This window comes from Dokdonella sp. (genome assembly GCF_035511235.1).
Taxonomy (GTDB): Bacteria; Pseudomonadota; Gammaproteobacteria; order Xanthomonadales; family Rhodanobacteraceae; genus Dokdonella.
Genome location: NZ_DATKFQ010000009.1, coordinates 329,876 through 346,497 on the forward strand (window position 1 = coordinate 329,876; position 16,622 = coordinate 346,497).

Genomic DNA, 16,622 nt, shown 5'->3' on the forward strand with positions numbered 1-16,622 from the left:
CCAGTCCGCGTCAACCGCCGGCGCCGTCGGCGAAGATACGGTCGCCGGCGCCGGCCAGCTCGGCCAGCATCGCTGCGTTCATGCGCAGGATCGCGCCGCCGATCGGCCGCGACCAGCCGCCGGCGTCCATATTGGACGGCGTATCGGTGCTGGCGTGATAGTGCGGATAGTTCGTGTCGTCGCCCTGGATCGTCAGCAGCGCGCGCACGCCGGCCTGCAGGTACGGGATGTGATCGGAGCCGTACGGGTTGGTGCTGAGCAGGGTGCCCAGCTCCGGCGCATAGGTGGCGGCCACCGCCGCGAAGCGCTCGATGTAGGCACGGTTCTGCGAGTTGGTCTCGAGCAGCACGTCGAGCTGGCCGTCGCGGCTGTAGCCGATCATGTCCATGTTGATCATCGCCGAGACCTTGTCCAGGTCGCCGCTGGCGCGCAGCGCGGCTACGTGCGCGGCGCTGCCGTGCAGGCCCTGTTCCTCGCCCGAATAGCAGACGAAGACGATCGTGCGGCGCGGACGGAACGCGGTGGCGGCGCGCGCCAGCTCGAGCACGCCGGCGCAGCCCGACGCATTGTCGTCGGCGCCCGGTGCGAAGCCGGAGCCGATCGCGTCGTAGTGGCCGCCGACGACGATCCAGTCGTCCGGCTCGGCGCTGCCGGTCCAGGTGCCGACCACGTTATGGAGCGTGCGCCCCTGCAGCGTGAAGCTCGGCTGGGTGACCTGCAGTCCGGTCGCCGAGAAGCGCTCGCTCAGCCAGTCGCGCGCGGCGAGGATGCCGCTGCCGAAGCTGTTGCGGTCCCAGCCGGCCAGCGTCTCGACATCGCCGTACCAGCGCTCGGCGTCGATCGCCGCGACCAGCGGCGCGACCAGCGGATCGGGCGTCGCGGCGGCGCCGTCGGGGCGGTAGCGCCCGATCGTCGTGCGGTTGCGCGGCAGCGGCTGCCAGTGGCCCGGATCGTCCGCGGCGATGGTCTCGCCGTCGCGCAGGGCGCGCAGTTCCCAGTGGCCGACGCGCGCGAGCGCGACGCCGAGCTCGCGGTGTGCGGCGGCCGCGCCGTGTGCACAGCCGTCGGCGTGCAGGTACAGACGTGCCGGATCGACGCCGTCGAGCATGCGCATCGGCGCCAGCCCGCGCTGCGACAGCAGCCGCGGCGTGTCGCCGACCAGCAGCAGGTGATCGCCGAACTCGGCCCACCAGGCGACGCCGGGCGCCGTCTTGAGCGCCTGCACGGTCTGCGGCGAGGCGAGATCGATCCGGGCCATCACCGGCTGCGCGGCGGCGGCGTGCATGCCGCCGAACCCGATCAGGACGGCGAGTATCGAGGCGGTACGCAGGCGCATCGGGAGCTCCTCGGAGAGTCGGCCATGGTAACGCCAAGGGGCCGGCATCACCCGTCGTCGGCGCTTCCTACCTGCCGGGCGCGTTTGCTAATCTCGCGGTGCAGCACGGTGGGTCCGGCGACACCCGTTCCGGATCCGTTCGCCATCGCAATCTCAGGGGATCCCACGATATGAAAGCAGCACCGCTACTCCTTTCCGCCGTCCTGGTGACGGCGTTCGCCGGTGCCGCCCAGGCCCGCTCGCCGCTGACCAGCCTGGCCCCGACGGTGTCGCCGGCCACGGTCCTGCCGGCCGGCAGCTGCGCTTCGCCGACCGGCGAAATCACCGGTTCGCCATCGACCGGCAGCGGCAATACCAGCGGCGGTGCCAACAACGTGCCGGGCCTGCCGGATACCGGCGGCCTCTGCGACGAGTACCCGTGGGAGCCCGACAACCGCGACGGCCCGGAGGATATCTGGGTGTTCACGCCGGGCGCGTCGAACAATCTGACGTTCTCGATCTCCGGCGCCGACAGCTGGGATCCGGCGATCTACATCCTCGAGACTTGCGGCGACGCCAACAGCTGCGTGATCGGCACCGACGACGTCGGCGGCCAGCGCACGCCGACCGTGACGTCCTCGTTCACGCCGGGTCAGACCTATTACTTCTACGTCGACTCGTACTATCCGCCGAGCGGCGGCGACGAGCCCGGCGCCGGCCCGTACACGCTGAACGTGAGCGGTACCTTCCCGGTTTCGCTGACCGAGTTCACGATCGACTGAACGCCGGCGGCCCGCCGGTGCGGGCCGCTTCCCTGCGCTCCGGTGCGTGTCCGCGGCATTCTTGCCGCGGTCCGCCGCGCTGTGGAAGAATGAAACGCAACCGGAGCGCGAACCGTGATCGATCCCGACGGCTATCGCCCCAATGTGGGCATCATCCTGCTCAACCCGCACGGCCGGGTGTTCTGGGCACGCCGGGTGACGCGCGACGGCTGGCAGTTCCCGCAGGGCGGCATGCGCACCGACGAGACACCGATCGAGGCGATGTACCGCGAACTCGAAGAGGAAACCGGCCTGCGGCCGCGGCACGTCGACGTGCTCGGCGCGACGCCCGGCTGGCTGCGCTACCGCCTGCCGCAGCGCCTGGTTCGGCAGCGCCAGCGACCGGTCTGCATCGGCCAGAAGCAGGTCTGGTTCCTGCTGCGCATGCTCGGCGAGGACGCCGACGTCCGGCTTGACGAGTCGGCCGATCCGGAATTCGATCAATGGCGCTGGGTGGACTTCTGGTACCCGGCCGACCACGTGGTCACGTTCAAGCGCCGCGTCTACCAGCAGGCGCTCGATCATCTGGCCCCGGTCGCGGCGCTGATCGCGCCGCTGGCGCCGCGCAGCCGCGACTGGACGCTCGGCTCGCTGGCCTGCGCCGGTCCTGGTTGACAATCATTCGCGTTTGCATTCAAATGCGGAGCGCTGAGGAGCGCTTCCATGTACGTGTGCATCTGCAACGCCGTCACCGACCACCAGATCCGCCAGGCCGCCGCCGACGGCGTCTCGACGCTGGCCGAGCTCAGCGAGCGGACCGGCTGCTCCGACTGTTGCGGCACCTGCGCCCCGCTGGCCGGCGAGATCCTCGCCGAGGCGGTCGAGCAGACCCGGCCGCGTGCGTTTCCGCTGCCGCTCGCACTGGCCGCCTGAGCCGGTACCGCATCATCCGGTTGCACGCGCCAATGCGTGCGATTTTCGTTTGAGCATCACCGCGCCGCCGTCGATATAGTCCCCCCGATACCGCGTTCCGCGGCCGGAGGACGATTCGATGAAAGGCGACGCGAAGGTCATCGCGCACCTCAACAAGGTGCTCTACAACGAACTGACCGCGATCAACCAGTATTTCCTGCATGCCCGCATGTACAAGAACTGGGGCTACAAGGAGCTGGCCGAGCACGAATACCACGAGTCGATCGACGAGATGAAGCACGCCGATCGCCTGATCGAGCGCATCCTGTTCCTCGACGGCCTGCCGAACCTGCAGCAGCTGGGCAAGCTGCGCATCGCCGAGAAGCCGGTCGAGGCGATCGACTGCGACCTGGCGCTGGAGCGCGCCGCGGTGCCCGATCTGAAGGAAGGCATCGTGCACTGCGAACAGGTCGGCGACTACGTCAGCCGCGACCTGCTCAAGGAAATCCTCGCATCCGAGGAAGACCACATCGACTGGCTCGAGACCCAGCAGAGCCTGATCGCCGACCTCGGCGCGGTACCGTACCTGCAGACCAAGGTCGGCAGCTGAGCGGCCGCGCGGCCGCGCCTCAGCGCGGCGGGTCGATCAGCTCGCGCAGCGCCGCGGCGACGCGCTCGAACTCGATCACGGCGGCCTCGGCGATCGGCGCGAGGTGGCCGGTCATGCCGCTGCGTGCATCGTACTCGATGCGCCGCGCCAGCTCCGACAGCGCGGTGGCGCCGAGATTGGCGCTGCTCGACTTCAGCGTATGCGCGCAGGCGACGATCGCCTCGGCGTCGCCTTCCGCGGCCGCGTCGCGCAGCTGCAGCACGCGGCGCGGCGTCTCCTCCAGGTAGATGCGCACCAGTTCCGGAAAGCCGTCGCCCATGATGTCGACGAGATCCTCGACGATCGAGGCGTCGAGCGCCGGCGAGGCCGGCATCGCCGCGGCTGCCGCCGGCGCCGCGGTGCCGCTGCCGGCCGGCGCTGGTGCCAGCCAGCGCGCGAGCATGCGCACCAGCATGCGGCGGTCGAGCGGCTTGCTGAGGTATTCGTCCATGCCGGCGTCCAGACATTTCTCGCGGTCGCCGGGCATCGCATTGGCGGTCATCGCCAGGATCGGCACGTGCGGGAGTCCGGCGGACGCCTCGTGGCGGCGCCAGGCGCGACTGGCCGCATAGCCGTCCATCACCGGCATCTGGCAGTCCATCAGCACCAGGTCGTAGCCGCCGTGCTGCAGCCGCTGCAGCGCCGAGCGGCCGTCCTCGCAGCTGTCGACGACCAGGCCGAGCAGGGCCAGCAGGCGCTCGGCGACCTTGCGGTTGACCGCATTGTCCTCGACCAGCAGCACGCGGCCGCGCAGCCGCATCGTGTCGACGTCGGTGGCCGCCAGTTCGCCGGCGCTGCGCACCAGCGCCTCGCTGCCGGGGTCGGACAGCGACGGAATCGGCGGCTTGACGTTGAGCAGCGCGTGCAGCGCCTCGCGCAGCTCGCCGGCCTCGTGCTGGCGCGCGACGCGCGCGACGCGATCACCGCGCGCGAGATCCGGCGGCAGCTGATCGGCGTCGTCCAGGACCAGCACGTGCAGATGTTCCATCTTCGCCTCGCGCAGCAGGCCGTGCAGGAAGCTGCGGATCTCCGAGCGGAAGCCGGCGCGGTCGATCACGACCAGCTCGTAGTTCCAGGCCGCGCCGACGCCGGCCGCCGCGCGCAGCAGCGCCAGCGCCTCGGCGGTCGATCCGGCCGGCTGCCAGGACAGGCCGAGCGTGGTCAGGCCGCGGTCGATCCGCGCGCGCGTGGTCGCGTCGGCGCACAGCACCAGCGCCTTGACACCCTGCAGGTCCTGGCGCTGGCGGATGTCGCCGATCGCCTTGAGCAGCGGCACGTCGAACCAGAACAGCGAGCCCTTGCCGGGTTCGGAGCGCACGCCGATGCGGCCGCCCATCGCGTCGACCAGCCGCTTGCAGATCGCCAGGCCCAGGCCGGTGCCGCCGAATACGCGCGTGGTCGACGCGTCGGCCTGCGAGAACGGCTGGAACAGTCGTTCGGCGATCTCCGGCGCGATGCCGATGCCGGTATCGCGCACCGCGAAGGTGATCCAGTAGCCGGTGCCGGTCTCGTTGCGACGGCTGATCTGGACCGCGACGCGGCCGCTCTCGGTGAACTTGATCGCGTTGCTGACCAGATTGGTCAGTACCTGGCGCAGCCGCGCCGGATCGCCGCGCAGGATCGGCCGCAGCGAGGGATCGATCGCGGTGGTCAGGCGCAGACCGCGCGCGCCGGCGGCGCGGTCCATCAGGCGCGCGACCGAGTCGACCAGCTCGCGCAGATCGAAGCCGACCGTCTCCAGTTCCAGCTTGTTCGCCTCGAGCTTGGAGTAGTCGAGGATGTCGTCGACGATGCGCAGCAGCTCGTGCGCCGAGTCGTGCGCGGTCGCCAGGTAGTCGCGCTGATCGGGCGGCAGCGGGCTCGACAGCACCAGGTCGAGCAGCGGCAGGATGCCGTTGAGCGGCGTGCGGATCTCGTGGCTCATCGTCGCCAGGAATTCGCTCTTGGCGAGCGTGGCGGCCTCGGCGGTCTGCTTGGCGGCGACCAGCTCCTTCTGCATCGCGCGCAGCGACTCGAGCTCGCCGAGCAGTTCGGGCGGGATCGGCGGCGGCTCGGGTGCCGGCTCGACCGCCGCGACGGGCGGCGGCACGCGGCGCGGCCAGGTCGCCGCCGCGACCAGGATCGCGGCCAGCACCAGGGCCGCGGCGATCTGGGCGCCGTGGCCGGGCCAGCGCCATGCGGCCAGCGCCGCCGCGGCGATCAGCGCGAGGGCGGCCAGCGCCGCGACGCCGCGCCAGGGCGACCCGGTTGCGGTGGCGATCGCGGTCGGAGCCGGGTCAGGGTGCTGAGGCATGGAAGTCGTAGCCGAGATCGCCAGTGGCCTGCTGGACGAAGTTGCCCTGGATGTAGTCGACGCCGGCGCTCCACAGTGCGGCGGCGCCGCGCGCGTCCTCGATGCGCGGCGCGATCACGCGGCCGCCGTGTTCGTGGACCAGGGCGACGATGTCCTTGAGCTCCGCCCATTGCGCGTCGGTGCGGCCGCCGGCCGGACCGGGCCCGAGCTTGACGAAGTCTACTGGCGGTCCGGCCACGATGCGGTGGGCCGCGGCCAAAGTGTCGCAGCCGCTGATCGTCACCAGGACGCCGAGCGCGCGCGCGCCGGCGACGAAGCGCTGCAGCGCTTCGGCGTCGTCGTCCAGATCGGCCAGGCGCAGATCGATCGACAGCCAGTCGCCGGGATGCTCGCCGAGGGCCAGCTGCGACCGCAGCCAGGCCAGATGCGCCGGGTCGCGCGTGCTGGCCGCGGACTGGCTGACGAACAGCCGCAGCGGCTGCTCGAGACGGTAGCGTTCGGCCGCGATTGCCAGACAGCGCGCAAGCACGCCCTGATCGACCTCGCTCATCAGGCCCGCACGCTCGGCGGCCGGGATGATCTCGGCCGCGGTATGCAGCCGGCCGTCCTCGCCGGCCAGGCGCAGCAGCACCTGGAACTGCGCCTGCTCCTCGCCGTGCAGCGAGACGATCGGCTGGAACACCAGATCGAAGCCGCCGCCCTCGAGCGCCGCGCGGATCCGTTCGCCGAGCGCCGGATCGACCGGCATCGCGCCGTGCACGATCGAGACGCCGGCCAGGCCGGCCTCGGCGGCGGCGCGTTCGGCCGCGTCGAGCATCGCCGCCGCGTCGCCGATGCCGGCGCGGAACGGGCACAGGCCGACCGTGACGCGAAACGCCGGTTCGGCGAGCGCGTCGAGGATGCGCGCGCGCTGCGCGGCGGCCCACGAGGCCAGGGTCGGCGCGTCGCGGTCCTGGATCAGCACCGCATGGCCGCGGTCGCCGCAGCGCGTCAGCAGGGCGCCGGCGCCGAGCGCGTCGGCGATCTGCCGGCCGAGGCCGTCCAGCGCGCGATCGAGCCGCGACCAGCCGATGCGCTCCTGCGCCGCGGAGGTATCGACGCCGAAGAACAGCAGTCCACCGTTGCGCGTGCCGGCGTCGTCCATCGCGAGCAGGCCCGACAGCCGCTCGAGCAGCCGCGCCTGCTCGACCGTGCCCGACGCCGGCTGCGGCTCGGCCGGCAGGCTCGGCGCACGCCGCTGCTGGCGGCGCGCGCGCCGCACGCGATTGAGCACGGCCGAGATCAGATGCTTGGGGCGGATCGGCTTGGACAGGAAATCGTCGCCGCCGGCGCTGAGCGCCTCGAAGTGCTTGTCGGCGTCCTGTTCGCCGGATAGGAACACGATCGGCGTGGACACGAAGGCTTCGCGTTCGCGGATCAGCGCGGTCAGCTCCATGCCGTCGCAATCGGGCATGTACAGGTCCATCAGGATCAGGTCCGGCCGGAACCGGTCCAGCTCGTCGAACACCGTCAGCGCGCTGGTCAGCGTCAGCGTCTGCATGCCGCCCTTGCGCAGGATCGAGTCGGCGAACAGCGCCTGCGTGCGGTCGTCCTCGATGATCATGATCCGGTACGGATCGGCGACCTGCGCTTCGGCCAGTTCGTCGAGCCGCGCCAGGATCGCCGGCGTCGCGGCCGGCAGCGCGATGAACGCGTCGCAGCCGGCGCGCATCGCCTGCAGGCGCGCGCCCAGGTCGCCGCCGTCCGAGAACGCGGCCAGGTGCACGCGGTGCACGACGCGCTCGCGCGCGCTCTTGACCAGGGCGCCGATCTGATCGAGTGCGGATTCGAAACCGGCATCGACGACGACCAGCCCCGGCGGATGCCGGCTCAGCTGGTTCTTGAGCGCGTCGACGCGATCGAAGCGCTCCACGACGATGCCGCGCAGCGCCAGATGCTGCGTGACCGCCTGCGCCAGTTCGCCGGCCGCGCCGAGGTAGTAGCACAGCGCGAGCTCGCGCGCGGCCTCGCCGGCGGCATCGAGCGTGGTGGCAGCGGCGGCCGTCGCGGCGACGTCGCCGTCGGCATCGAAGCGGGCCGCGGCCGCCTGCGGCGCGGCCTCGTGCGGCGGTTCGGGATCGGGCAGGAACACCGGCTCGACGGCTGGCGGCGGTGTCGCGATCGCCGCGGCGGGCAGTGCCGGCTCGGCCGCCGGCGCCGGCACGATCACGTGCGCATGGCTCTGCGCATGCTCGGCGGGCGGTGTGACCAGCAGCGGAAATCCGTTCTCCTCGCTGCGCGTGCGCTCGACCAGCGCCTGCGAGGCGAGCGTCACCGGATCATCGGGCCGGAAGCCCGCGCAGGCGCCGGCCAGGGCGGCGATGCGGTCGGCGAGTTCGTCGCGCGTCGCCGCATCGGGCAGTCGCGGCGGCCGTGCGAACGGACGCAGCAGGTTCGACACCGCGGTCAGCGGCTCGACCAGTTCGTCGGCACCGACGTGGCGGCCCACCTCGGCCAGACGCGTCGCGTCGTCGGCGAGCAGGATCAGCGTGTTGACGTCCCAGCCCTCGTCGAGCAGGCGCCGTCCGCGCGCCTTGAGCCGGTCGACGCGGCCGGTCAGCGCCGCCTGGGCTCGGCGACGGTCCTCCGCGTCTTCGACGTCGATGTCTTCGGCGTGCATCGTGCCCCCTCGTGGACCTCGGACACCCTGCCAGGCCGGGGACTATACCAAGCCGGCGATCGCGCGACTGAGCGCTGCGACACCGTGCGCGGCCGGGCGCCGGTGGCCGGCGCCAGGCCCTCAGAACGGCTTGACCACGACCAGGATCACGATCGCGATCAGCGCCAGCGCCGGCAGCTCGTTGAAGAGACGCAGCGCGCGGCTCGACCAGCGGTTGGCGCCGGCCGCGAAGCGCCGGACCATGCGCACCAGCTGCAGGTGGTAGACGACGAGCGCCAGCACCAGGGCCAGCTTGGCGTGCATCCAGCCGGCGGCCAGCCAGCCCGGCACCTGCCACAGCGTCAGCAGGCCGAACGCGATCGCCAGCACGCCGCCGATGTGGGTCATCACCAGCAGGCGCCGTTCCATCACCGCCAGCCGCGCGTGGACGGCCGGCTCGGTCGCTTCGGCGTGGTGGACGAACAGGCGCGGCAGATAGAACAGGCCGGCGAACCAGGTGACGACGAAGACGATGTGGAAGGCTTTCAGCCAGAGCATGGCGGGCCGATGGCGTGGTCGAGCGGGCCGTGATTATCGGCGGCCCGCCACGGCGATGAAAGCGCCGCGCCGGCTGCGCGGCGCCGGGCCGGGCGAGCCGGTATGCTTGGCGGTCCCGACCTCGCCGGTGATGCCGATGATCCGCCACCCGCCGCCGCTGGTGATCCGCCCGCTCGACCGCAGCCGCGAGCGGCGCCGTGCGCTGCTGATCGCGGCCGTCTGGCTGATCAGCCTGCTGGTCGCCGCGTGGCTGGGGCGGGCCGCGACCGAACGCGGCAACGGCGCGGCCGATGCGCAGACGCTGGCCGACCTGAAGACGCAGAACGACGAACTGAAGGCGCGCGTCGCGATCGTCCAGCGTGCCGAGCAGGTCGCCAGGGTCGCGCTGGAGGACCTGCGCCGCTCGCTCGGCGAACGTGACGAGGAGATCGCCAGCCTGCGTGCCGATCTGGCCTTCTACGGGCGCCTGGTCGGCGGTACGCGCCGTGAGGGCCTGGCCGTGCACGATCTGCGGCTGACGCCGGTCGCCGGCTCGCGCGCATGGAACTTCGTCGCCACGCTGACCCAGAACATCAAGCGCGGACAGGACATCCGCGGCCGCCTGACGCTGAGCGTGGAAGGCGTGCAGGACGGCAAGCTGGTCACGCTGGACTGGAAATCGCTGGTCGACGGCGGCGCGGCGTCCGGAATCGGGTATGGCTTCAAGTATTTCGAGCAGGTCAAAGGTACGATCATGCTCCCGGAGGGGTTCACGCCCAACCGTCTGCATCTGCAGGCCGACGGCAGCGGCAACCGGGCCGAGCAGGATTTCCAGTGGGCAGACGCGGTGAAGATCCAGGAGACGACCGATGTGGGGTAACGGCAAGAGCGGCAGCGGCAAGCCGGTGGCGGCGATCACGACGCTGATCGCCGAGGGCACGGTGATCCGCGGCGACGTGCAGTTCGACGGCGGGCTGCATCTGGACGGCATCATCGAAGGCTCGATCACCGCCGAAGGCAGCGAGGCGGTGCTGACGCTCAGCAACAAGGGCCGCGTGCACGGCAAGATCAGCACCTCCAACGCGGTCATCAACGGCCAGGTGCTCGGCGACATCGTCGCGGTGCAGCGTCTGGAGCTGGCCGGCGACGCGCGCGTCGAGGGCAACGTCTACTATCGCGTGCTCGAGATGGCGGCCGGTGCGCAGATCAACGGCAAGATGATCTACCAGGGCGAGGCGGTGCGGCAGCTGGCCGGCCCCGAGCCGGTGCCCGCCGAAGCTTGAAATCGCCCCGCGCCGGTCCGATCTAGTCCGGCTACCCTCCGCTTCGTTTCCGAGCCGTCATGTCCGAACAGGCCGTACCCACCTACCTGGACGCCCCCGAATCGCCGCTGCTGTTCAGCGAGGCGGCGGCGCACAAGGTCCAGGAGCTGATCGCGGAGGAAGGCAATCCCGATCTCAAGCTGCGCGTCTACATCAGCGGCGGCGGCTGCTCGGGCTTCCAGTACGGCTTCACGTTCGACGAGGAGCGCGCCGAGGACGACTTCGCGGTCGACCGCGAAGGCGTGACCCTGCTGGTCGATCCGCTGAGCCTGCAGTATCTGATGGGCGCCGAGATCGACTACACCGAGTCGCTGACCGGTGCGCAGTTCGTGATCCGCAACCCCAACGCCAAGACCACCTGCGGCTGCGGATCCTCGTTCTCGATGTGAGCGCCGACCGCCGCAGCCGCAACAACGTGTTCGCCGGGCTGGCGCTCGATCGCCACGCCGAACAGCGCGACGACGTCGAATGGCTGAGCGGGCAGATCGACGACCCGCGCGCGCAGTTCCTCGTGCTGGCTGCCGACGGCCGCGCCCTGGTGCGGACCGACTGCGACGCGCTGCGCCTGCTCGATGCCGGCGAACGCAAGGCCTGGTTCGCGCATGCGACGGCGAGCTTCCTCGGTGCCGACGAGCACGGCCCGCGCTTCGTGCTGCGCGTCGAAGAAGCCCGTGCGGAGCGCCTGGCGGCCGATCTTGGCGCGGCCTGGCTCGACCTGCGCAGCGCCGGCCTGCGTCTGCATCCGTTCCAGTCCGGCCTGTTCGCCTATGCGCGCGCGCTGTCGCACTGGCAGTCGCGCACGCGGCACTGTCCGGTCTGCGGCGCCGCGCTGGCGATCGTCGCCGGCGGCCATCGCGCACGCTGCACCAACGCCTACTGCGAAGCCGAGCAGTTCCCGCGCACCGACGCGGCGATCATCGTGATCGTCAGCCACGAAGACCGCTGTCTGCTCGGCCGTCACGCCAAATGGGCCGAGGCGCGCTATTCGACGCTGGCCGGCTTCGTCGAGCCCGGCGAGACGCTCGAGGACGCCGTGCGCCGCGAGGTCATGGAAGAGGCCGGCGTACGCGTCGTCGACTGCGACTACCACTCCTCGCAGCCGTGGCCGTTTCCGGCCTCGCTGATGGTCGGCTTCACCGCTCGCGCGGACGATCCGACGATCCGCTGCGGTCCGGAGCTGGCCGATGCGCGCTGGTTCGGCGTCGAGGACCTGCGCCGCGCGCTCGCCGAGCGCACGATCATCCTGCCGCCGCCGGTGTCGGTCTCGTACCGTCTGATCGAGCACTGGCTGCGCGAAACGGCCGATCTGGACCTGGCCACGCTGGTCAACGACGAGCGCTGGTGAGCTCGGGCGCGCGGCGCGTCCGCGTCTCGCCTCGTTCGCGCTGCGTCGATCCCGTCGCGTCGATCCCGCTACAATCGATGTCGATACGCTCGGGCGCCGCGACAATCGGCGCCGCCGCGTTCGCCGCCGCTACAATCGCCGTCCATCCCTGCGGAAGCCCGTGTCCATGGCCACGACCCTGCTCGCCGTCGTCCTCGTCCTGATCGCGGCGCGCACCCTGCCGGACCTGGCGCGGCTGCGCGACTTCGCCTGGCTCAAGTCCTGGCTGGCCGCCTGGAACGGCGGCGATCGCGCGCGGCCGCTGCCGGCGATCGTGCCGCTGCTCGTTTTCGCGGTCTGCCTGCTGATCCAGATCGCGCTGGCCGGCTGGCTGTTCGGCCTGCCGGCGTTCGCGTTCGCGCTGGTCGTGCTGTTCTACTGCTGGGGGCCGCGTGATCTCGACGAGGACGTCGACGCGGTCCTCGCCGAAACCGATCGCGATCAGCGCGTGCAGGTCGCGCAGCGGCTGCGTCCCGATCCGGCGGAGCGGCCGCTGCCGGCCGACGCCGCCTGCCTGGTCGAGGCGACGTTCCAGTCGGCGCTGTCGCGCTGGTTCGGCGTGCTGTTCTGGTTCGCGATCCTCGGGCCGGCCGGCGCGATCGGCTATCGCGTCGTGCAGCTGATGGCGCGCGTACCGGCGTTCCGCGACGAGCTCGCGGCGGCCGATCGCAACCGGTTCGAGCGCATCGCGCTGGCGCTGGACTGGGCACCGGCGCATCTGATGGCGCTGACGCTGGCGCTGGTATCGGACTTCGATTCGGTCGTGCGCACCTGGCGCGAATATCACGCCGCGCACGGCCGCGGCTATTTCACGCTGGATCTGGGCTTTCTCGGCGTACTGGCACGCGCCGGCGTCGATGCCGACGTGATCGCCGGCGACGGCTACGCCACCGACGTGACCGATCCGGTCGTCGAGCTGACCGACGCGCGCACCGTGCTGCGCCGCATCCTGGTGACCTGGCTGGCGATCCTCGCGCTGCTCGTGCTGGCCGGCTGGGTGCACTGAGCCATGACGAGGTCATACCCGCGAATGCAGGTGCTCTGGCTCGTCGCGGCCGCCTGCGCGGTCCTCGGCGGCTGCGCGACGATGCGCAGCGTGCACGTGGAGCCGGCGCTGGGATCCGAAGCGGCTGCGGTGCCCGAGGCGGAACGCTACAGCGAAGAGCCGGGCCGCGATGCGGCCACGGTGGCGGCATTCCGTGCGGCGCCGCCGTCGGTCGCACCGCAATGGGCCGACGGCGCCGACCCATTGACCGATCGCAACCGGCTCGGTGCGGAAGGCTACGCGCACGTCGGAACCAGCCGCTTCGCGCGGTGGGACGAACGCGCGCGGACCGCGGCCGCGGCGCGCGCACAAGCGCTCGGTGCCGATCGCGCGCTGCTCTATGCCGGCACGGCCGCGTCCGAGGCCGCGGTCGCCTACTACGTGCGCTTCCGTCTGCCGTTCGGCGCGACGTTCCGCGATCTGCGCGAGGACGAACGCGCCGCGCTCGGCCGCGGCGGCGTGCGCATCGGCTCGGTACTGGCCGGCACGCCGGCCGAGGAAGCCAATCTGATCGGCGGTGACGTCGTCGTCGCGATCGGCGGCATCGCGGTCGCCGACCGGACCGGCTTCCAGGCCGAGCTGCGCCGTCTGGCCGGACGCCGCGTCATGCTCGAGCTGATCCGCAACGGCGAGACGCTGCAGCGCAGCGTGCGCCTCGGTGCGCCGGCGCAACCCTGACGCAGCGCCGCGGACGCGCGCATGGGCGCGTCATCGGTCGGCTGTCGTCCAGGTTCCGTCCAGGCCGGACGTAGGGGCCGGACGCGCCGATCCGTTGATGCGGACGGGGCGCGGTTCGGCCGTATCGCCACCGAGCTGCACCGTGCACGTGACGACCGGCAGGCGCTGTCGCAGCGCCGATCTCGCTAGACTTTTTCGATCGATCATCATGGAGAGCGGAATGACATTTCGTCGTCTGGTCCTCGGCCTCGCGGCCCTGGCCATTCCCCTGGGCGCGGCCGCCGCCGACCGCTGGCAGCTGCCGATCGCCGTCAAGAAGCTCGACAACGGCCTGACCGTCGTCGTGTCCGAGGATGCCAGCTCGCCGACGGTCGGCGTCAGCGTCGTCTATCACGTGGGCATGCGGCTGGAACCGAAGGGGCGCACCGGCTTCGCGCATCTGTTCGAGCACCTGATGTTCCAGGGCACGCCGAACGCGCCGAAGGGCACGTTCGACCGCGTCATCGAGGGCGGCGGCGGCATGAACAACGGCTCCACGCGCGCCGACTACACCAACTACATCGAGACCGCGCCGGTCTCGGCGCTCGAGCCGATCCTCTGGCTCGAGGCCGATCGCATGAAGACGCTCGACTTCTCGGCCGAGAATCTCAAGAACCAGCAGGACGTGGTCAAGGAAGAGATTCGCGTCAATGTCCAGAACAAGCCCTACGGCCTGTTCTTCTGGTCCGACATCAATCGCCTGGCGTTCTCCAAGTGGGAGAACGCGCACGACGGCTACGGCAGCTTCGCCGATCTCGAAGGCGCCAGGCTCGAGGACGTGCGCGCGTTCCACCGCGACTTCTACGGCCCGAACAATGCCGTGATCGGCATCGTCGGCGACATCAAGGCCGAGCAGGCCTTCGCACTGGTCGAGAAGTACTTCGGCGCGATTCCGGCACGGCCGGTGCCGCCGCGGCCCGACGTCGCCGAGCCGCTCAACACGCGCGAGAAGCGCGAGTCGCAGACCGACGCGCTGGCCCAGGTACCGGCCCTGGCGGTCGGCTGGAAGATGCCCGAGCGCGGCAGCGCGGACCAGGCGCCGATGGACGTGCTGGCGCAGCTGCTGGTCGGCGACAGCGCCTCGCGCCTGTACCAGGGCCTGGTCAAGGGGCGCGAACAGCTGCTCAACATCGAGGGCGGCGTGAACTGGCCGCTCGGCGACGCCTGGGATTACGCCGGCCCGGCGCCGCTGGTGCTGTTCGGCCTGTACAAGCCGGGCGTGCAGGTCGACGCGGTGCTCGAGGCGATCGACGAGGAGATCGCGCGCATCGTCAAGGACGGCGTCGACGCGGCGACGCTCAAGCGCGTCAAGACCAAGATGCTGGCCGACTACAACGACGGCCTGGAGGCGTTCATCTCGCGCGCCGACACGCTCGCCAAGGCGCAGCTGCTGTGGGGCGACGCCAAGACCGTCAACCAGATTCCCGCCTGGATCGACGCGGTGCAGGGCGCCGACCTGCAGCGCGTCGCCGCCCGCTACCTGACCGCCGCCAACCGCGTGGTGATCGATCGTACGCCGGCGCCCGCCGCCGCTGCCGGAGACAAGCCGTGAGAACGACCGTGAAGACTCTCGCCCTGCCGTTCGGCCTCGCCGTGGCGCTGAGCGCCGGCGCCGCGGGCGCCGCCGAGACGACGCTGCCCAAGGACCTGCCGCCGTACGGTCAGGACAAGCCGCTGCCGGTGCCGGCGATCACGCAGAAGACGCTCGACAACGGTCTGGCGGTGTGGGTGCTGTCGCGCACCGACGGTCCGCCGAAGGTCGACGTCGTGCTCGCCGTGCGCGGTGGCAAGGCCAGCGATCCGGCCGACCGGCCGGCGATGTCGGACCTGCTGGCGTCGCTGCTGACCGAAGGCACCCGGACGCGCAGCTCGATCGAGATCGCCGAGCAGCTGCAGGCGATCGGCGCGTCGATCGACGCGACGGCCGGCAACGACGGCATCACCGTCGCCGGCTCCGGCCTCGCCTCGGGCGCCGAGCGCCTGGTCGGTCTGCTCGCCGACGTCGGGCTCAATGCCTCGTTCCCGGAAGCCGAGGTCACGCTCGCCAAGGCCAATGCGCTGCAGGCGCTCAAGGCCGCCGAGGCGCAGCCGAGCTATCAGGCCAGCCGCGCGATCGCCCGCGCGATCTACGGCGATCATCCGTATGCACGCACGCTGACGACCGAGACCTCGATCGAGAAGACCGATCGCGCCGCGCTGGCGGCCGCCCACACGGCGCGCTTCCGGCCCGATCGCGCCCTGCTGGTCGTCAGCGGCCGCATCGACGCGGCCACCGCGCTGAAGTACGCGAACGGCGCGTTCGGCGGCTGGAAGGCACAGGGCGAGGCGCCGGCCGAGGTCGTCGCCGCACCGCGCGAGGCCAAGCCGCAATACGTGCTGGTCGAGCGCTCCGGCTCGGTACAGTCGGCGGTGCGTCTGGGCCGTCCGGTGTTCGCCGCCAACGACGCCGACGAGATCCCGGCCGCGCTGGCCAATACGATCCTCGGCGGCGGCGGCCTCGACACGCGCCTCAACCGCAACCTGCGCGAGGACAAGGGCTATACCTACGGCGCCTACAGCGCGTTCTCGGTCGCACGCCGCGGCGGTGCGTTCACGAGCGGTGCCGACGTGCGCAACGAGGTCACCGGCGCGGCGGTCGGCGAGTTCGTCAAGGAACTCCAGAAGCTGATCGACACGCCGGTCGACGCCGCCGAGCTCGAACGCGCCAAGCGTGCGGCCGCCGGCGGCTACCTGTTCCGCAACCAGCTGCAGTCCGCAGTGGCGCGCAGCCTCGCTGCCAACTGGCTGGTCGGCCGGCCGCCGGAGTATCTGGGCCAGTTCGTGCCGCGCACGCGCGAGGTGACCGCCGAGCAGGTGCAGACGATGGCGCGTCGCTACTTCGATCCGAAGACGCTCAGCATCGTGGTCGTCGGCGACAAGGCGGTCGCCGAGCAGCTTCAGGCCTACGGAAAGTTCGACGCCTCGCCGGCAGGCGACTGAGCCGGCGTTTCGACGCAGCGCCGGGACCGTGCGTCCCGGCGGATTCGGCGGCCGGATCGGGGCGATCCGG

Annotated in this window: 16 protein-coding genes; 12 read left to right on the forward strand and 4 right to left on the reverse strand. The window is 71.3% G+C overall.

Going from position 1 to position 16,622, the window contains the following annotated elements:
- Nucleotides 1-10: 10 nt before the first annotated feature.
- The gene (locus tag VMR06_RS05580; RefSeq protein WP_325373882.1) at nucleotides 11-1,336 is read right to left on the reverse strand and encodes a Zn-dependent exopeptidase M28; all 1,326 of its coding nucleotides are present in this window, start codon (nucleotides 1,334-1,336) and stop codon (nucleotides 11-13) included.
- A 170-nt stretch (nucleotides 1,337-1,506) separates the two neighbouring features.
- Between VMR06_RS05580 and VMR06_RS05585 the strand changes: the two genes are divergently transcribed.
- The 4 genes from VMR06_RS05585 to bfr all read left to right on the forward strand — a co-directional run bounded on the left by VMR06_RS05585 (nucleotide 1,507) and on the right by bfr (nucleotide 3,598).
- Nucleotides 1,507-2,097 (forward strand): hypothetical protein, encoded by a 591-nt coding sequence (locus VMR06_RS05585; RefSeq protein WP_325373884.1) that lies wholly within the window; start codon nucleotides 1,507-1,509, stop codon nucleotides 2,095-2,097.
- Nucleotides 2,098-2,211: 114 nt separating this feature from the next.
- A complete protein-coding gene (locus tag VMR06_RS05590) occupies nucleotides 2,212-2,751 on the forward strand; it encodes an RNA pyrophosphohydrolase (protein WP_325373886.1) in 540 nt (179 codons plus the stop codon).
- A 48-nt stretch (nucleotides 2,752-2,799) separates the two neighbouring features.
- Complete coding sequence (locus VMR06_RS05595) at nucleotides 2,800-3,009, forward strand: (2Fe-2S)-binding protein (RefSeq protein ID WP_325373888.1); 210 nt, start codon at nucleotides 2,800-2,802, stop codon at nucleotides 3,007-3,009.
- Nucleotides 3,010-3,127: 118 nt separating this feature from the next.
- Nucleotides 3,128-3,598 (forward strand): bacterioferritin, encoded by a 471-nt coding sequence (gene bfr, locus VMR06_RS05600; protein WP_325373891.1) that lies wholly within the window; start codon nucleotides 3,128-3,130, stop codon nucleotides 3,596-3,598.
- A 19-nt stretch (nucleotides 3,599-3,617) separates the two neighbouring features.
- On the opposite strand, the gene VMR06_RS05605 is transcribed toward bfr, so the two are convergent.
- From VMR06_RS05605 to VMR06_RS05615, 3 genes are all read right to left on the reverse strand, one after another.
- Nucleotides 3,618-5,930 (reverse strand): hybrid sensor histidine kinase/response regulator, encoded by a 2,313-nt coding sequence (locus tag VMR06_RS05605; protein ID WP_325373893.1) that lies wholly within the window; start codon nucleotides 5,928-5,930, stop codon nucleotides 3,618-3,620.
- Nucleotides 5,914-8,589 carry an EAL domain-containing protein gene (locus VMR06_RS05610; RefSeq protein ID WP_325373895.1) on the reverse strand — a complete coding sequence of 892 codons (2,676 nt, stop codon included), beginning with the start codon at nucleotides 8,587-8,589 and terminating at the stop codon, nucleotides 5,914-5,916. The genes VMR06_RS05605 and VMR06_RS05610 overlap by 17 nt, the downstream gene beginning before the upstream one ends.
- A 120-nt stretch (nucleotides 8,590-8,709) precedes the next feature.
- Complete coding sequence (locus VMR06_RS05615) at nucleotides 8,710-9,126, reverse strand: CopD family protein (RefSeq protein WP_325373897.1); 417 nt, start codon at nucleotides 9,124-9,126, stop codon at nucleotides 8,710-8,712.
- A gap of 136 nt (nucleotides 9,127-9,262) precedes the next feature.
- On the opposite strand from VMR06_RS05615, the gene VMR06_RS05620 reads away from it, so the two are divergent.
- From VMR06_RS05620 to VMR06_RS05655, 8 genes are all read left to right on the forward strand, one after another.
- Nucleotides 9,263-9,985 carry a DUF6776 family protein gene (locus tag VMR06_RS05620; protein ID WP_325373899.1) on the forward strand — a complete coding sequence of 241 codons (723 nt, stop codon included), beginning with the start codon at nucleotides 9,263-9,265 and terminating at the stop codon, nucleotides 9,983-9,985.
- Complete coding sequence (locus VMR06_RS05625) at nucleotides 9,975-10,388, forward strand: polymer-forming cytoskeletal protein (protein ID WP_325373901.1); 414 nt, start codon at nucleotides 9,975-9,977, stop codon at nucleotides 10,386-10,388. Before VMR06_RS05620 ends, VMR06_RS05625 begins: the two co-directional genes overlap by 11 nt.
- A gap of 59 nt (nucleotides 10,389-10,447) precedes the next feature.
- Nucleotides 10,448-10,816, forward strand: a complete 369-nt coding sequence (erpA, locus tag VMR06_RS05630; RefSeq protein ID WP_325373904.1) for an iron-sulfur cluster insertion protein ErpA — start codon at nucleotides 10,448-10,450, stop codon at nucleotides 10,814-10,816.
- Nucleotides 10,813-11,772: an NAD(+) diphosphatase gene (gene nudC / locus VMR06_RS05635; protein WP_325373906.1), complete on the forward strand. Its 960-nt coding sequence runs from the start codon at nucleotides 10,813-10,815 to the stop codon at nucleotides 11,770-11,772. Before erpA ends, nudC begins: the two co-directional genes overlap by 4 nt.
- A gap of 166 nt (nucleotides 11,773-11,938) precedes the next feature.
- Nucleotides 11,939-12,817, forward strand: coding sequence for a cobalamin biosynthesis protein (locus tag VMR06_RS05640; RefSeq protein ID WP_325373908.1), 879 nt, complete (start codon nucleotides 11,939-11,941; stop codon nucleotides 12,815-12,817).
- Nucleotides 12,818-12,847: 30 nt separating this feature from the next.
- Complete coding sequence (locus VMR06_RS05645) at nucleotides 12,848-13,534, forward strand: PDZ domain-containing protein (protein ID WP_325373910.1); 687 nt, start codon at nucleotides 12,848-12,850, stop codon at nucleotides 13,532-13,534.
- A 220-nt stretch (nucleotides 13,535-13,754) separates the two neighbouring features.
- Nucleotides 13,755-15,125: a pitrilysin family protein gene (locus tag VMR06_RS05650; protein WP_325373912.1), complete on the forward strand. Its 1,371-nt coding sequence runs from the start codon at nucleotides 13,755-13,757 to the stop codon at nucleotides 15,123-15,125.
- Entirely contained in the window at nucleotides 15,122-16,552 is a 1,431-nt protein-coding gene (locus VMR06_RS05655; protein WP_325373914.1) for a pitrilysin family protein, read from the forward strand. The genes VMR06_RS05650 and VMR06_RS05655 overlap by 4 nt, the downstream gene beginning before the upstream one ends.
- Nucleotides 16,553-16,622: the final 70 nt, after the last annotated feature.

Bases quoted from the DNA above. Each gene is read 5' to 3' on its own strand.
- VMR06_RS05580 (WP_325373882.1), bottom strand. From the start codon at position 1,336: ATGCGCCTGCGTACCGCCTCGATACTCGCCGTCCTGATCGGGTTCGGC.
- VMR06_RS05585 (WP_325373884.1), top strand. From the start codon at position 1,507: ATGAAAGCAGCACCGCTACTCCTTTCCGCCGTCCTGGTGACGGCGTTC.
- VMR06_RS05595 (WP_325373888.1), top strand. From the start codon at position 2,800: ATGTACGTGTGCATCTGCAACGCCGTCACCGACCACCAGATCCGCCAG.
- bfr (WP_325373891.1), top strand. From the start codon at position 3,128: ATGAAAGGCGACGCGAAGGTCATCGCGCACCTCAACAAGGTGCTCTAC.
- VMR06_RS05605 (WP_325373893.1), bottom strand. From the start codon at position 5,930: ATGCCTCAGCACCCTGACCCGGCTCCGACCGCGATCGCCACCGCAACC.
- VMR06_RS05610 (WP_325373895.1), bottom strand. From the start codon at position 8,589: ATGCACGCCGAAGACATCGACGTCGAAGACGCGGAGGACCGTCGCCGA.
- VMR06_RS05615 (WP_325373897.1), bottom strand. From the start codon at position 9,126: ATGCTCTGGCTGAAAGCCTTCCACATCGTCTTCGTCGTCACCTGGTTC.
- VMR06_RS05620 (WP_325373899.1), top strand. From the start codon at position 9,263: ATGATCCGCCACCCGCCGCCGCTGGTGATCCGCCCGCTCGACCGCAGC.
- VMR06_RS05625 (WP_325373901.1), top strand. From the start codon at position 9,975: ATGTGGGGTAACGGCAAGAGCGGCAGCGGCAAGCCGGTGGCGGCGATC.
- erpA (WP_325373904.1), top strand. From the start codon at position 10,448: ATGTCCGAACAGGCCGTACCCACCTACCTGGACGCCCCCGAATCGCCG.
- VMR06_RS05640 (WP_325373908.1), top strand. From the start codon at position 11,939: ATGGCCACGACCCTGCTCGCCGTCGTCCTCGTCCTGATCGCGGCGCGC.
- VMR06_RS05650 (WP_325373912.1), top strand. From the start codon at position 13,755: ATGACATTTCGTCGTCTGGTCCTCGGCCTCGCGGCCCTGGCCATTCCC.